Genomic DNA, 15,569 nt, shown 5'->3' with positions numbered 1-15,569 from the left:
TGTGGAGATAGCCTAATAAATTAGAGTTCGATAGAACTCTTTACTTAGGAATCCCCCTCTTCTAAACGAAGTGAAAGTGGGGGTAGTTCAAAAACGTATGGGATATTCCGCAAAAAGTAAAGGATTCGTAAAGAGTCTAGTTTAAAGAAAGAATACGAACAATTATGTTAAATACCTTCTTGCAGAAAAGGGCTCGATTGCAGTATTACATATTACTATGATTTATATTTATTAATTTTAAAAAAGGGTCGAACAATATGAATTATGTAATGGAAGATGTAAGAACATCTGGAGCATATGTATTGTACAATGGACTTTTTGTTTTTCAAGTTGGACCAACTAAAAATGGGGATAAACTTGGGGTAGCCTGATTAGGAGGGCATATGGAAAATGATGAATATCCCTTAGATACAGCGATAATAGAGGTATTGGAAGAGTCGGCTATAAAGATCAATCCAGTAAATTCTCAAGGTACGGTCAGTGAGTCAATAGCCGTGAGTACTATAATCATTAGTTGCACAAAAAAAGCTATGTTATTTGGTTGTTGATAATAGGATATCGGTTTATAAGTATAATAAATGAAAGAACAAAATGATTTGCTACGACTATAGAGTAACAAGGATAATAAAAAAGTTCGTCAGTAGGAGACGAACTTTTTTATTATAGGTGACAATTATTGGTTTTGATTACTTTGTTTCTTTTGATTAATAGGAGCTATTTCTCTGGAAAATTCCATGTTTGTCAGGTTTACTTTGGATGGAATAAATGTTCTTGTTGTATTTTGGACACCTTGGAACAAACGTTGGATAGGTCTCATCATATTTGAATTACGCGTTGCTACTACACCAAAAATTGTTCCTAAGCCTAGTAAAGAAGCCCAAATCCACCCTCTATTATTATTTCGTCTATTTCTAAGGAGTTTAAACATTTTCTGAGTTCTTCTTCCCGAATTGAATAATGAAATAAAGAAGTTAAGAGTGTTCATTTTTTACCCCCTGTAAAAAAATTAGGAAAAAGAAGCACTAAGTTCAATTTCACTTGCTTTATATTGCACTGTTTTATAGAAATTTATGATGCCAACTTATGCTACTATCTCTTCATTTTTCTTTCCTAAAAAGCCTAAGATTTCCTAAGTATTTTTCATTGAAAATATGCAAAATAATAGTAACAGAAATTCAAAAGGAAAAATGAAAATAAATTTAAATCCATTTTGAATTTGTTTCTATTCTTAATCCTTTTACAAATGGTTGAAATGTTTAGCATTTATACCAATATGTTTATTATCTAATAATAATTCAATTTTTTATTACCCATCATTTTTGAAAGTTGCTTTTTTTCTTTAGAGAAGAGTTAGGAATGATGTCATAGTATTGAGGTGATTAAATACATGCCAATGTTGAATGTGGACGGTAGTAGTCTGTACTATACCGTTAAGGGAAAAGGAATTCCTATTGTTTTTATTCATCCGCCTGTACTCACTTGTGTAAATTTTGAGTACCAAATAGAGGAATTATCCAAAGAATTTAAAGTGATTGCTTTTGATATTAGGGGACACGGAAGAAGTCAGGATTCAAGACAACCGATAACCTATCCACTGATTGTTGAAGATACTAGACGTTTATTGGATCATTTGGAAGTCAAAAAAGCATTCATATGCGGATATTCGACCGGAAGCTCTGTTGCATTAGAATTTTTGTTGACTTTTTCCGAAAGTGCCTTAGGGGGTATTCTAATGGGGGGAATGTCAGAAGTGAGGGATGGATATCTAAAGAATAAGATTTCACTAGGCGTGAAACTTGCGAAAACAGGGGCAGTTTCATTTTTAGCATTGTCTATTTCATGGGGCAATTCAAATACACATAAATTGTTCAGAGAGATGTTTAAAGAAGCTAGAAAAGGAAATGCCCAAAATATCGAGCAGTATTATCGTTATAGTTTGCAGTATAATTGTACCAAGCAGCTTAGAAACATTGAGCTTCCGGTTTTGTTGGTTTATGGTAAGAAAGATAAATCATTTTATGATCACGCGAAACTACTACATGGGAAATTGCCATATAATGAATTAAAATTCATTGATAACGTAAAGCATCAAATTCCTACAAAAGCATCGAAGAGGTTAAATGAAATGATTAAACAGTTTATTTTTATCCATACCGAGATGAATAGGGAAGAAACTTTTTCTTTACCAGTAAAAAAGTAGATGTCTCGAAAATAAAGTGAAACTTCAAATAGTGGGGATTCGCCCTGTGGGCGTTCAGCACAAATAGGAGCAGTGATGCCCCACCTACCTTCTTTGATTCCTCTGAACATTTAGGTGAGGGTCTACTGCCTGTTAGGTCGGGTTAAAGATAATAGTAAGGATAGTTAATAAGGATATAAAAATAATCTTAGAAAAGTTCGGAGTGGGAAACGTCGTCATCTATAACGACGATATCTCGGACGAAAACCATCCCCTCAAACAAAAACGTATTGCCGTTTCTGTGGGAGTGCTGCGCCCTGCGCTTACACTTCCTCTGGTACTAGCATCGTTACTTCTCATTTACTTCTTCTATAATTCTGTCCATGAAATCACTGTCTTCCATTTTTAAATACAACATAATTTTCTTTAAAAGTTAAATACGTGGATCCTGCCAGAAATTTAAAGAGAAGTGATCATTTTCTTGGTAAACTCCAAATTCATACCCTTTTTCCTTTAATCCTTTCAAAGAAGCTAGCTTTGTTGTTTTAGGGGTGACTCTTGTTTTCTTAGCTTGATAGCAATGGGTCAGTACCCCATAAAGAAAAGACACTCATATATGAGTGTCTTTTCCGATAGTTTTTTTAGCAGAAGCAAGAAGCTCCAACTATGATTAATAGAATAAATAATACAACTAATAAAGCAAAGCCGCCGCCACAACTACTGCAACTACCACCAAAGCCCATTTTAATCTCTCCTTTGAGTAGGAGGGGAAAATTAAGGTCACTCATGTATTTTAATGGATTCACTTTACCGTATGTTTTTACGTATTAATTGAGCAGGTCCTCTTGAAAATAAAGAAAAGACACCCTAAGGTGCCTTCCTCCGACTTGAACCACTTTAATTTTAATAATATGTATTGGACTCCCATCCAAATACAATTTTATCATATTTTCCGTAAAATGAAAACGGATTCATTAACTTACTTAACTACTTTTTCCATAACTTCCTTATACTTATTAAACTCTTCATCTTTCATATCGCCGTTCATTTGGAAAAGGAAATTCCTTTTCTCTCTAAAAATATAGGGAAATAAATCCAATACTAATGGTATAATTTTTAATGTTATATGGGGAAGGAGAACATGGTTTAAGAGAGAATGTTGAGTTGGGGATGATAAATTGAAAAATAATAAATCAAAAGAGTTTTAAGGGTTGGAACTAATATCGTACTTATTTTATTAATCTTAGGTGCATTCCAAATGTTTTTTGATGAAAATTATACAAATGACCAGTTTGGTTGGTTATTTTTGATAGTCTTTTGGATGGTTAGAAGTATTTATGGTTTTATCATAAGTTTAAAAGAAGGAAATAAAAAGTTAGCATTAATTGATTTAGGTTTAGTAATTTTTGCTTTTTATTTTTTATTTTCTCAGAGTATTAAATATTTTCTCTGAAAATATTTAATTCACTAATGGGGTTTTAATTTAAATAAGCCTTATTCAAAAGTAAAGCTTAGGGTCATATGAGAACTCTGAGCTTTTTTGTCTGCTACCGATAACGGAAGTTATGGTAACTAAATATTACAAGTGTATTTACTTTGAATTTTTATGAAAGGAGATAAAACAGTGTATTTATTAAGAAGGTTGATAGCAGCTATATTGTCAGCATTAATTATGTCTACGTCATTCGAAATACTTGATTTTGTTTTCGCTAATCCGTATCAATTTTCATTTCTAGATATATTTATGATAGCCATAATCTACATTAGTCCTATATTTATATTATTTGGAATTCCAGTTTCATTATTGATTGATTGGTTTACAAAAAAGGTCTTAAGTAAACTGAATTCTCCTAAAAAAATTCATTTAGTTCAACTATTTATTTATGCGATATTTGGCGTAATTTCATTAGGTATATTGTTTTCATTTGTTTTTATGGTACCTGGCTTAGTATGGAATGCTCTTTTTGGAATAATACCAGCTGTTTTATATTTCTTTGTATTATCGTCTTTAAAGAAAAGAGATAAATCAACATCCTGAATGTATACTTTTGTTGTTGGTTTTGAGATTATTAAGGAATTCGAGATAAGGTTAATAATTATGGGAAAATGAATGTAAACTAATATCAAAAAGTTTACATTTGGAAAGATAAAAAGAATCCTATGTTTTTAGGATTCTTTTTTAGTTTCTGATAATATTGTTTTAATTTTTATTTATTTTGTTTCACTAGTTCATTTGATGATGATTCGTTTAGGAATTTTCACAATTATCTTTTTTGGCTATCATAATATGTTTTATCTGCGTATTTTTTGTCATTTCCTTTTAGATAGGCTAATATTGTTTTTGGATTTTTAAGTAAAGCCCAGTCACCATATGTATCAAATCTTCTGCATGAAGTTATCATTCCATTTTTAATTGTACCGAATTTCTTATTATTTTGCTTTCCCCATTTTTTTAACCGTTTAGCGAAATCTGCATCCTCTGCCATAAGCATGTTTTCATTAAAGCCGTTGATTGCCATAAAATCTTTTCTATAACACCAAAAAATCCCTACAGATATAGCTCCATACTTAAAAAGTAAGGGAATTATTATTAACATTGCGGAAACGAATATTCCTAAAGATATTCTTTCAAACTTTCCAGTTACCCCGCCGCCAATGTATTTATCTGAAGCTAAATAGTTGTCTACATTAGACAACATAGACTCTGTCATTTGAGTATCAGCGTCTATAGTAATGATGATTTCTCCGCTAGCTATTTTGGCCCCTGCATTTCGGATTTTGGATAAGTTTTTATCGTTATTTTTTAATGTAATACAGTTATACGACTCTGCTATTTCCTCTGTTTTATCTGTGCAACGATTTAAAACAACTATGACTTCAGTTTGATCTTTATATGCCTCTGATGCCTTTGCAATTGAATCTAAACATTTTCTAATGTACTTTTCCTCATTATGTGCAGGAATTATAATAGAAAACTTCACATCTTTTTTAAAATAGACTCCCGAAGATTTGTTTGTTTCAGTCATAATATTCCTCCTTTTTCACAAAGTGAATATCTACTATATATAACATATATTAACATTTATGAAGTTGTATTATAGAAACCGAAAGTAAACTATTATTCAAAAGTTTACTTTCATGTTTTAGGTCTAAGGGAAGGGAAATTAGAAGGGGCTAGTTCCTTGTTGGGGGGGGGGAGGTTGATAGAATGATAAGGTGTTTAGGGTCATATGAACAAGAACTGGCCTGTGTGTAGCAACGGAACTAAAAGAGGAAACAAGCAATAGCGGACATTCCAAATGACCCTAAAAAGGGTAAAACCAGCAATTAAATGACGAAACGCAAATTGCCCAAAAACAGGAAAATAATATTCGTTTTTTATATAACATTAAAGGGTTTGACCGGAATCATATTGAAAAGGTTAGGATTCTTTCTTTTAACTGACTACCTTTGTCAGGGTTGACGTTTTAAAATGAAAGGGACAACTAATTAAGGAGGCGACCAACAATGGTCATGACATTGGAGCAATTTCGCGAAATTTTGGATGAGAATCGTCGTTTAACCATTCGAACAATTGCGGCTTTTCCTGAAGACAAGTTATTCACCTTTGCACCGGTCGAACCGCTGCGGCCATTCTCAAAAATGATTTTAGAGATACTAGATATTGAACGCGGATATATACGCGGTATCGCTCTCGGTGAATGGGAATATAGCCAACCTTTTGCTGGTGTTTCGACCAAAGAGGAACTTTTAGACGGTTGTCATGAAACAAAGGAGGTTGTGCAAAAATGGTGGCCAAAAATCACTGAGGAACGGTTGCACACCGTAGAAAAAGATCCCTTTTTTGGTGGCGAAATGAGTCATTTCGAACGTCTACATTATGCGTTGGAAAATGAAATCCACCATCGAGGCCAAGGTTTTATTTACTTACGGTTACTTGGGATTGAACCGCCAGCGTTTTGGGATCGATAATAAAAAGGGACAACATTTTCATTTAACCCGGATTCGTTCCGGTTTTTTTTATACCGGGGGTACCGCCACATCGCTATCAAGCTAAGCTTATGCAAAGTCAATTTTAGGCGAGATTGTTTCTTGTTTCTAAAGGGGCAAGTGTAGGTGATTGAAAGATTTGCATACGAAATAAACCCTAACAGGTTTCACTTTTTTGAATTAAGCGGCTTGATTATCAGACATGGTATAATTGTAAACAACACCTAATATATCAAAGACCGTTTTTTTCTCATATCGATGAGATTTCCGCCCATTTTGCTGTAGGAGATTGAACAGGCGAAGTAACACCTTGGATAGCTCTTGGGTGTTTTTTTGTATAGTTTGGAATAGAAGAAGAAAATAGTCTTTAATCATATATATGGCTTTATACTCACTAAGCTCTCGTTTTTTCTTCATGAGGAGCAATTGGCGCATTTGAAACATGATAGAAGAACAGAGTAGAATGGCAATCAATTGACCATATAAATGGCACTCTAATCGTTCTGGTTTTATCTTTTTACAATGATGAATTTGAAAGAATGGCTTCCACGTTTTAAATAAAATTTCGATTTGCCAACGCAAAGAATACCAGTCATGTACTTGTCCCATCGGGACAATATCTGTAGGGGTGTTTGTCATATATACATTGATACCACTGAGTCGTTTACTACGAGGAGAATACTTCATTCCTTTCTTTTTTTCTCTTACAGCTTGATCTTGTAATCGTTTTTGTTGCTGTTGTTTTGTTAATCGATGAACAATTACACGAGCTGGCACTTTATCAATCATTCCTACATAAGCATCAGCTATTTCACATGTTTGTCCTGGTTGAAGGGAGTTCATTAACGTCTCCATATCTATCTGTATATACTCTGTACCTTTCTTAATTCTTCCGTCTTGAAAATAATCAGGGTTAGGATTTTTTTGATAAATACGTGTATTCGACTTGATACGAGAGATATAGTAGGCCTCTTTATCTTGTATATATTGAAGGTCTTTTAAATGAAAATAACCTAAATCTCGGATACATAAATCATTTGCTGTCACAGTTGGGGCACACAGAGATCCGTAAGTGCGATCATGTTGTTTACCTGGACCTGTATGAATATGAAGGAACTGTCCACTTAACAAATCATACTCAAGTTGAATTTTTATCCCAGCTGTATGGCTGCAGCCTCCTGTACCTGGATAAACCGTTGAAAATACATCCGGGAGTTGAAATGCAGTTGAATCTAAAATACGAATACGCTTGAAAACAGAAGTGTATGGAGAAGAAATCGGCATAGATGCGGCCAATTTTTTGCTTAGTAGTTCGGCTAGTAGGTATTGTAAAAGTTGGACGGCCTCTTTATTAAATCGTTGATTCAGTCCCTCAGGACTGATGAGTACTGCTGTTGATGCTTCTAAATAGCTAGATAACTGAGTTAAAGAAGTCATGGCTACATTTTGGCTCACCCATACACATAAAGCTACTAAATCTTTTGCTTGGTACTTACTGGTTCGTTGTACAAAACCAACATCTCTAGCAAGATCTTGTAAGGCATTTGGAGATAAAAAACTTTGAATCTCTTGAGCAAATAGTTGTAATTCGTCAGACACAGAAACAGACATAAAAAACGCCATCCTTTCCTATGATTCTACAGAAAGAATAACGTATTTTTTATTTCTTGGACATTTTAGATTACATGTAAATAGACTTTATTGTAATTTTGTTTCGCTATTAGTATATTACAAGTTATCATACTTCTTTACTCTACCTATATATAATAATCCATTAGAACGGTTACCATTCATTGTTACGTACTCTACTTTTTCATACTCTAAATTCTCAAAAGTATTTGTCCATTCCTTTACACGCTTTTCACTATGATGGCGCAAAATAGCTCCATCAGATAATTCAAATACGCCATATGTGTCATACTTATCAACATACTGTTTATAGCGTGTTTTATTTCTTTCATCCTCATTTAGTAAAAAATCATTAATATAAATAATACCTTCTGGTTTTAATACCCGTTTAATTTCATTTAAAATAGAATCCTGTTCTTGATTTTGGTACACACAGGTTAGAACTGCAAATAATAAAACGGAATCAAAAAAATTATCCGGGAAGGGCAGTTTCCCGCTTTTAACAATATTAAAATCAATAGCCATATCATTTGATTTAGCCCGTTTAATCATTTCTTCTGAAAAATCCACACCATATAAATTCGTAAATTGTTGTTCTTTTAGTTCAAGTAATGTTCTTCCGTACCCGCATCCATAGTCCAATAAGATTGAATCTTTATTTACATACTTTGAGAATAAGTCAAGTTGAAAAGGTGTCGTGAACTCTTTTTCATTTGCTACTTCATTCCAATATTCTTTTTGTTTATTCATATGTGACAACATTCCTTTCCCATAAATTCCCTTGATTATATTCCTATCAAAAAGAAAAAAACAGTCTTTACATTCATTTGTGTATTTGATACAAATCTGAAATAACTATTAAAAACACTATCCTTTCCTATGATTTTACAGAAAGAATAGCGTGTTTTTTCATTTTATGGGGTATTTTGTTTTATTAGCTTGATAGCGATGGGGCGGTATCCCTATCAAGAAATAAAAAACTTACTAATATAGGCATTAGGCAAGTTTGAATTCTATGGTAAGTGATATTGAAGATACAATCAATACAGGTCATTACAGTAACCCAGGTCGTTCTAAAAACGGTCGTTTCTACTTCTTTTTTAAGGTTTCAAAGTTTGTATTGAAAATTGTAAGTTCTAGAGGTATCATATACATATTCAAACATTTGAAGATGTATATGATACTTTTGGAGTTTTAGTCAAAAATAAATACTAGAGGTGTTTTAATGGGAACCGAAATGCAACAATTTAAAGCTGATTTTTTTAAAGCCTTATCGCATCCTTTGAGAATAGGTATTTTAGAAGTTTTGTCAGAAGGTGAAAAAAGTGTAAATGAAATTCAAAGTATTCTTAATAAGGAAGGTTCGGCTGTTTCTCAACAGTTAAGTGTGCTACGTGCTAAAAATATTGTTGTTGGCACCAAAGATGGAAAACGAGTTTTATATTCTCTTCGGGATCCTATGATTATGAATTTATTGGTAGTTACACGGAAAATTTTTAACAACCATTTAATCGATACGATTTCAATGTTAGAAGAGCTAGATGAAACAGAAGGCGAAACGTTAGTTAAGGAGGGGTAGGTTGAGAATTGAAATTAAGAAAGAAGATATCATCCAACATGGAATTGAGATATTTCGCTCAATAGGAGCTCATCACGTTTGTAATGTTTGTATTAACAGTGGGAATTCTTGTTGTTTTTCATGCCAGCATTTACAAGATGGAGTTGGGTGTCAAAAAAGAAATACAGCTTGGTTATGTGGAATTCAAGGTTTTTTATTGGATCAAATAGGATTATTGGATGAATGGAATCGTTTTTGGATTAAAATTCCAGGCAAGATGTTTCGTAGAGGTATTACTCCAGATAATGTAAGGATTACATCGTTTATAGATATGAAGAAGCTAGATAGTCGAGCTGGGGAACTTCTAGCGGAAAGATTGGAATTCTACGTACAACAAGGTGGAGATATAGGTAAATTAGAGTGTCATTTAAGCAAAACGTATAGTAAATATTAGGATGGTGTTCTCTTTTGCGAAAATGAAAATCTCCTGTATAAGGGAACGAGAAATGCATTTGTAATCCAGATTTATTAAAAATAGAAAAGAAGGGTTTGTAATGAGAGGGTTATTTACGGGAAGGTTTGAAGGATATTCATTGGGTCATTTTCAAAAGGATCTTCTTTCAGGAATGATTGTTGGAGTTGTTGCGATTCCACTTGCTATGTCTTTTGCAATAGCCTCTGGTGTTAAGCCGGAGTATGGAATTTATACAACATGTATTGCGGGGATACTCATTTCTCTATTTGGAGGTTCAAAGTATCAAATTGGAGGACCTACAGGTGCATTTGTTCCAATTCTTTTAGGAATTGTCATTACCTATGGATATGAAGATTTACTACTTGCTGGGTTATTAGCTGGAATTATTTTATGTCTTATGGGAATTTTTAAACTAGGGTCTTTAATTAAGTTTATTCCACGTCCTGTAACAATTGGCTTTACGTCAGGAATTGCTGTCATTATCTTTACGGGACAAATTGCTAGTTTTTTAGGGCTAACGGGTATAAAAAAGCATGAGGAATTTATAGCAAACTTAAAGGAAATCTTTACTCATATCAGTACTACCAATTTTTACAGTGTTATAACTGCTTTGATTTGTTTTCTTGTCATACTCATAACACCAAAGATTTTGCCAAAAGTACCAGGTTCATTAGTAGGTGTTGTGATTTCAACTATAATTGCAACTATATTTTTCTCGGGTCATGTACCTACTATTGGTACAGCATATGGTACGATTCCCAATACACTTCCTCAGTTTGGTATACCAGAAATCACGGTAGAACGTATAAAACAGTTAATTGGTCCTGCATTTGTTATTGCCATGTTGGGTGGTATTGAATCTCTTTTATCCGCAGTTGTGGCAGACGGTATGACAAATAGTAAACACAATAGTAACAAAGAACTTATTGGTCAGGGAATTGCCAATATTGTTACACCATTATTTGGAGGTATTCCGGCAACTGGAGCAATTGCCCGCACAGCAACCAATATTAAGAGTGGAGCTGTATCTCCGATGTCGGGTGTTATTCATGGGGGATTTGTATTATTTACACTTCTACTGTTAGCTCCATATGCTTCACATATTCCGCTCGCTAGTATGGCCCCCATTTTAATGGTGGTAGCTTGGAATATGAGCGAACAAAAACATTTTATTCATATACTTAAAATGAAGACAGGGGATTCTCTTGTATTACTTGTAACATTTCTGCTGACTGTATTTACAAGTTTGACAACAGCTGTGGAAATCGGACTTATTTTAGCTGTTATTTTATTTACAAAACGTATGAGTAACATGCTTGTTATATCTAAAGTGCTTCCAGATCACACAAGAAAGAACGGAAAATTGTTACCACATGTGGTAAATAAAGCACACGATTGTCCACAAATAAGCATTTACACAATAGAAGGGCCATTATTCTTTGGGGCTGCTCAAACATTTGAACAAAACATTCTAGCGACCATTCATTATAAGCCCGAAGTTTTAATTTTACGTATGGGAAAAGTTCCTTTTATTGATACAACAGGAGAAGCCTATTTTAGGAATATTGTTCAGCATTTTAAAAAGCAAGGTGGCGTACTTCTTGTTTCAGGAATACAATCAGAGCTAAAAAAAACTCTAGATAAGAATGGATTATACGCAGAGATTGGGGAAGAAAACTTTTTTAATCATACAGGGGAAGCGATCAACTGTGCTTTAAGACATTTGAATACGAAAAAATGTATAGGATGTAAGCACTTCGCTTTTCATGAATGTACGGAGCTTTCTCAGCAATCTCAGGAAATAAATACAATAAAGAATAAAACAAATGCATTAGATTATTAGTAAAATTAATGCACAGTAATCACATATGTTCCGGGGAAAAACTGTCTGTTCTGTCTAAATAACTATTATACAAGGACCAGGGATAACTTACTAATAATGATGGGGCAGATTCTTGTAAATGATATGTTAAAAAAATAGAAGACTATGAAGAATTTTATTATAAATCATGGATAAAGAGGAGAATAAATAATGTCTGAATTTAAAAATCAAGTATTAAATGTGCTAGAAGAAGTATGTGAAAATGATATCGTAAAAGAGAACTTAGATGTGCAATTATTTGAAGAAGGAATTCTAGATTCTTTTGCTACAGTATCTTTATTAGTAGAATTTCAAGAACGTTTAAACATTGAAGTGTCTATTTCTGACTTTGACCGTGATGAATGGGCAACACCGAACATGATTATTAAGAAATTGAAAGATATGCGATAAAAATAGGTTCTTAAAACATATATAAGGGCAGCTTCTTAAATTTTAACTTTACAATTGCTATTCTTATGAAATTATAAAAAGAAATTTTTAAAAGCCTATATATAGAATGAATAATAATAAGTGGAGGAATTTAAAATATGTCTAATTTACCTAATTGCCCAAAATGTAATTCAGAGTACACTTACGAAGATGGAAACTTTTTTGTCTGCCCAGAATGTGCCCATGAGTGGACTTTAGAATCAGAAACTGAAAATAGTGAAGATACAAAGGTAATTAAAGATGCAAATGGAAATATCTTAAACGATGGTGATTCTGTAACAGTCATCAAAGATCTTAAAGTAAAAGGAACTTCATCAGTTGTAAAAATCGGTACAAAAGTGAAAAATATCCGTTTAGTTGATGGAGACCATGATATTGATTGTAAAATTGATGGTTTTGGAGCTATGAAATTAAAATCTGAATTTGTTAAAAAGGTTTAAATGTGAGGTTCATGTAACAGAACTAATTTGATCTAATTATTAAAGTTAATGAATGTGCAATACTTTTAAGGCAGTGGAAGTTAACCATTTTTTATTATAGAAAGACCCCATTCAAAGGTACTTATCAAAGATAAGGTCTTTTTATTTTTTGGTCAATGATTGGCAAATGTAGATATTAAGCAAGCGTCTTATGCTTAATATCCTAATATAAGGTATAAAGAATGTTGGAGCAGGAATTAATCTGTTTACAGTGAAATCGGAGGTTGTTTAAAAATTTATGAATCGAGACATTAATCAAACAGGGCCCACTTGTGGATTATACGTCCTTCCGTTTACTCTGATTCTGTCATTTCATCCATATGAATCTGTTTTCCTTTGAATAGTTTGTAAAACAGATGTGTGCGAATATCTAACAATTTATGTAGCGCATGCCATTGATTCCAATGGTGTGCGTTTTGATTATATATATGTTAGGAGTGCCGGTGGTAATTTTTCTTTATATCCTAATCAAAAAAACGTAGGCTCACGCCTATCGATATTCATCCCCCACCTAAAATTGATGTATCACATCTTCACATTTTTGAGGAAGTAGTCTTTTGTCGGAAAACAATAAAATCTTATTAATTTTTATAGAAATAATCCTCTTAATCTATTAAAATTATATCGTATAATGTCAGATTATATCATATAATGTCAAATTGTGATAAGGGGAGAGAAAATTTTATGTTGAAAAAAATCATTCCAGTTGCTTTAGCATTAAGTACAGTTACTTTTTTAAGTGTATTTGCTGCACCTTCAGCTCAAGCAACTACAGAACCAAACCGCTACATAGATGTACAAATGCTCGGTATTAACGATTTTCATGGGCAACTAGACACTGTAAAGAAAATTAATAATAAAGAAGCAGGGGGAATCGAGTATTTAGCGGCTTATTTACGTGATCGTGAAAAACAAAATCCGAATACATTAAAGGTTCATGCTGGTGATGTTGTTGGAGCAAGTCCTCCTGTTTCAGCATTATTACAAGACGAACCCACGATTGAATTTCTAAATGATTTGAAATTTGATGTTGGAACCATAGGAAATCATGAATTTGATGAAGGTATTGAAGAAATGCACCGCCTTATTTATGGTGGATACCATGAAGAAACAGGGAATTTTAAAGGAGCAAAATTCCCACATGTTGCCGCAAATTTCTATAATAAATCCACCGGTCGTCTATTTTTACCACCATTTACTATAAAAAAGGTACAAGGAGTTCCTGTTGGCTTTATCGGAGTTGTAACAACAGATGTTCCTAACCTTGTTATGCCTACTATGCTAAAGAATGTAGAAATTACAGATGAAGTTGAAGCCATTAATAAATCCGTAAAGCAATTGAAAAAACTAGGCGTTAAATCTATTGTTGTTCTTGCGCATAACGGAGGTACAACTAATGAGAACGGCGTAACAAATGGTGACATCGTCCGATTAGCAAATGAGACTGATCCAGAAGTCGATGTTATTTTTGGAGGGCATAGCCATACCTATGTAAATGGAACTGTTAATAATAAACTTGTCGTACAAGCAAATTCTTATGGTATGGCTTTTGCTGATGTTGATGTAAAGATTGATCGTAAGACACAAGATATTGTTGAGAAAAAAGCAGAAATTGTTACAACCTACCATGAAGGCATAGAGCCGGATAAAAGAGTAAAGAAGAAGATGGAGAAATATCAAGAAAAAATCGCACCTCTTGTCAATGAAGTTGTTGGTAAGTCTACCGCTCCACTAGATCGTAAACTAAATACGGCTGGTGAATCTACCCTCGGCAATTTAGTTGCTGATGCCCAGCGTGCAACAATGCAATCCCAAATCTCTCTTATGAACCCTGGTGGTATTCGTAATGACTTAGATGCTGGTGATATTACATGGGGAGAGATATATGGCATTCAACCATTCGGAAATCAATTAATAAAAGTTAATTTAACGGGTCAAGACATTCGTGATATTTTAAATCAACAATGGCAAAAAGACATAACAAGAATGCTTCAAATTTCAGGGATCCAATACACTTGGGATGCGAATAAGCCAAATGGAGAAAAAGTCACAAGTATTCGCTTAACAAATGGAGAAGAAATTATTCCTTCTAAAACTTACAGCGTCGTTGCGAACGCATTTCTAGCTTCAGGTGGAGATGGATTTGTGTCCTTTAAAAACGGGAAAGATGCTGAAACAGGACCAACTGATTTTGAAGCATTAGTAGATTATATAAAACAAGCAAAAGAACCAATTCAGCCTATTATTGATGGGAGAATTCAAAAAATAAATTAATTTTATATTAATCTCAAAACACTTAGATTACCTGTTCGCTAGACTTTTTAGTGTGCAGGTAATCTATTTTTTCTTGCTAACTTACCTAAAGGGGTTCTGGTGCAAAAACTTTGAAGTATATGAAAATGGTCTATCAAAATTGGACATATTGATACTAGCACTCTAAAAAAGGATGTGATTGATATGGAAAAGTAAAATCTATTCAAGTGGAAACATTATCAACCTGATATTATTTTATTAACCGTGAGATGGTACCTACGGTACAACCTCAGTTTTCGTGATTTAGTCGAAATGATGGAAGAACGTGGGCTATCCCTTGCTCATACAACTATCATGCGATGGGTTCATCAATATGGTTCCGAATTAGATAAGCACGTACGACGTCATCTTAAATCAACCAATGATTCTTGGCGAGTCGATGAGACGTATGTGAAAGTCAAAGGTCAATGGATGTACCTATATCGTGCTATTGATTCAAAAGGAAATACAATTGATTTTCATTTAAGTAAAATAAGAAATCATAGGGCTGCAAAGCGTTTTTTCAAGAGAGCTTTGTGGTCTTTTCATGTTTCAAAGCCTCGTATTATAACGGTCGACAAGAATCCAGCTTATCCTATAGCAATTGAACAGTTGAAAAAAGAAAACATACTAAGATTAGTAGTGCAGGCCAAGGC

16 protein-coding genes and 3 pseudogenes are annotated in these 15,569 nt (G+C 33.5%); 12 read left to right on the top strand and 7 right to left on the bottom strand.

Going from position 1 to position 15,569, the window contains the following annotated elements; all coding sequences use genetic code 11:
* Nucleotides 1–383 precede the first annotated feature (383 nt).
* Nucleotides 384–548 carry a hypothetical protein gene (locus tag MR065_RS25765; RefSeq protein WP_242215550.1) on the top strand — a complete coding sequence of 55 codons (165 nt, stop codon included), beginning with the start codon at nucleotides 384–386 and terminating at the stop codon, nucleotides 546–548.
* A gap of 125 nt (nucleotides 549–673) precedes the next feature.
* Here the strand turns inward: MR065_RS25765 and MR065_RS25760 are convergent, their stop codons facing one another.
* Nucleotides 674–985, bottom strand: coding sequence for a hypothetical protein (locus MR065_RS25760; protein WP_242215549.1), 312 nt, complete (start codon nucleotides 983–985; stop codon nucleotides 674–676).
* 402 nt (nucleotides 986–1,387) lie between these two features.
* Here MR065_RS25760 and MR065_RS25755 point away from each other — a divergent pair, with 402 nt between their 5' ends.
* Complete coding sequence (locus MR065_RS25755) at nucleotides 1,388–2,200, top strand: alpha/beta fold hydrolase (RefSeq protein ID WP_242215548.1); 813 nt, start codon at nucleotides 1,388–1,390, stop codon at nucleotides 2,198–2,200.
* A 412-nt stretch (nucleotides 2,201–2,612) separates the two neighbouring features.
* Here MR065_RS25755 and MR065_RS25750 read toward each other — a convergent pair.
* The 3 genes and pseudogenes from MR065_RS25750 to MR065_RS27845 all read right to left on the bottom strand — a co-directional run.
* Nucleotides 2,613–2,711 (bottom strand): annotated as a pseudogene (locus tag MR065_RS25750) (polysaccharide deacetylase); the annotation flags it as partial.
* A 109-nt stretch (nucleotides 2,712–2,820) separates the two neighbouring features.
* The gene (locus MR065_RS25745; protein WP_000505688.1) at nucleotides 2,821–2,922 is read right to left on the bottom strand and encodes a YjcZ family sporulation protein; all 102 of its coding nucleotides are present in this window, start codon (nucleotides 2,920–2,922) and stop codon (nucleotides 2,821–2,823) included.
* Between the two features lie 236 nt (nucleotides 2,923–3,158).
* Nucleotides 3,159–3,248, bottom strand: a pseudogene (locus MR065_RS27845) (stress protein); the annotation flags it as partial.
* Nucleotides 3,249–3,357: 109 nt separating this feature from the next.
* Between MR065_RS27845 and MR065_RS25740 the strand changes: the two are divergent.
* A pseudogene (locus tag MR065_RS25740) lies at nucleotides 3,358–3,632 on the top strand (hypothetical protein).
* Nucleotides 3,633–3,803: 171 nt separating this feature from the next.
* Nucleotides 3,804–4,217, top strand: a complete 414-nt coding sequence (locus tag MR065_RS25735) for a hypothetical protein (RefSeq protein WP_016130733.1) — start codon at nucleotides 3,804–3,806, stop codon at nucleotides 4,215–4,217.
* 226 nt (nucleotides 4,218–4,443) lie between these two features.
* Here the strand turns inward: MR065_RS25735 and MR065_RS25730 are convergent, their stop codons facing one another.
* The gene (locus MR065_RS25730) at nucleotides 4,444–5,205 is read right to left on the bottom strand and encodes a glycosyltransferase (RefSeq protein ID WP_242215546.1); all 762 of its coding nucleotides are present in this window, start codon (nucleotides 5,203–5,205) and stop codon (nucleotides 4,444–4,446) included.
* Between the two features lie 481 nt (nucleotides 5,206–5,686).
* Between MR065_RS25730 and MR065_RS25725 the strand changes: the two genes are divergently transcribed.
* Nucleotides 5,687–6,151: a DinB family protein gene (locus tag MR065_RS25725; RefSeq protein ID WP_098988315.1), complete on the top strand. Its 465-nt coding sequence runs from the start codon at nucleotides 5,687–5,689 to the stop codon at nucleotides 6,149–6,151.
* Between the two features lie 198 nt (nucleotides 6,152–6,349).
* Here the strand turns inward: MR065_RS25725 and MR065_RS25720 are convergent, their stop codons facing one another.
* Both MR065_RS25720 and MR065_RS25715 read right to left on the bottom strand, forming a co-directional pair.
* Complete coding sequence (locus MR065_RS25720) at nucleotides 6,350–7,780, bottom strand: IS4 family transposase (RefSeq protein ID WP_242215545.1); 1,431 nt, start codon at nucleotides 7,778–7,780, stop codon at nucleotides 6,350–6,352.
* 117 nt (nucleotides 7,781–7,897) lie between these two features.
* Entirely contained in the window at nucleotides 7,898–8,548 is a 651-nt protein-coding gene (locus tag MR065_RS25715; RefSeq protein WP_242215544.1) for a class I SAM-dependent methyltransferase, read from the bottom strand.
* A gap of 475 nt (nucleotides 8,549–9,023) precedes the next feature.
* Here MR065_RS25715 and MR065_RS25710 point away from each other — a divergent pair, with 475 nt between their 5' ends.
* From MR065_RS25710 to MR065_RS25680, 7 genes are all read left to right on the top strand, one after another.
* On the top strand, nucleotides 9,024–9,377 hold the full coding sequence (locus tag MR065_RS25710) for an ArsR/SmtB family transcription factor (RefSeq protein ID WP_242215543.1): 354 nt from the start codon (nucleotides 9,024–9,026) through the stop codon (nucleotides 9,375–9,377).
* 1 nt (nucleotide 9,378) lies between these two features.
* Nucleotides 9,379–9,810, top strand: coding sequence for a DNA mismatch repair protein (locus MR065_RS25705; protein ID WP_242215541.1), 432 nt, complete (start codon nucleotides 9,379–9,381; stop codon nucleotides 9,808–9,810).
* Nucleotides 9,811–9,910: 100 nt separating this feature from the next.
* Nucleotides 9,911–11,674 carry a SulP family inorganic anion transporter gene (locus MR065_RS25700; RefSeq protein WP_242215539.1) on the top strand — a complete coding sequence of 588 codons (1,764 nt, stop codon included), beginning with the start codon at nucleotides 9,911–9,913 and terminating at the stop codon, nucleotides 11,672–11,674.
* Between the two features lie 189 nt (nucleotides 11,675–11,863).
* The gene (gene dltC / locus MR065_RS25695; RefSeq protein WP_002175210.1) at nucleotides 11,864–12,103 is read left to right on the top strand and encodes a D-alanine--poly(phosphoribitol) ligase subunit DltC; all 240 of its coding nucleotides are present in this window, start codon (nucleotides 11,864–11,866) and stop codon (nucleotides 12,101–12,103) included.
* Nucleotides 12,104–12,240: 137 nt separating this feature from the next.
* Nucleotides 12,241–12,582: a zinc ribbon domain-containing protein YjdM gene (locus MR065_RS25690; RefSeq protein ID WP_048376465.1), complete on the top strand. Its 342-nt coding sequence runs from the start codon at nucleotides 12,241–12,243 to the stop codon at nucleotides 12,580–12,582.
* A 723-nt stretch (nucleotides 12,583–13,305) separates the two neighbouring features.
* On the top strand, nucleotides 13,306–14,895 hold the full coding sequence (locus MR065_RS25685) for a bifunctional metallophosphatase/5'-nucleotidase (protein WP_242215538.1): 1,590 nt from the start codon (nucleotides 13,306–13,308) through the stop codon (nucleotides 14,893–14,895).
* A 228-nt stretch (nucleotides 14,896–15,123) separates the two neighbouring features.
* The coding region (locus MR065_RS25680) for an IS6 family transposase (protein WP_242215552.1) at nucleotides 15,124–15,569 on the top strand (446 nt) is incomplete at its 3' end.

The organism is Bacillus cereus group sp. BfR-BA-01383, assembly GCF_022663495.1.
Lineage (GTDB): Bacteria > Bacillota > Bacilli > Bacillales > Bacillaceae_G > Bacillus_A > Bacillus_A cereus_AU.
The sequence above is the reverse complement of the archived record's forward strand: the minus strand, read 5'-3'. Positions and strand labels throughout refer to the sequence as shown.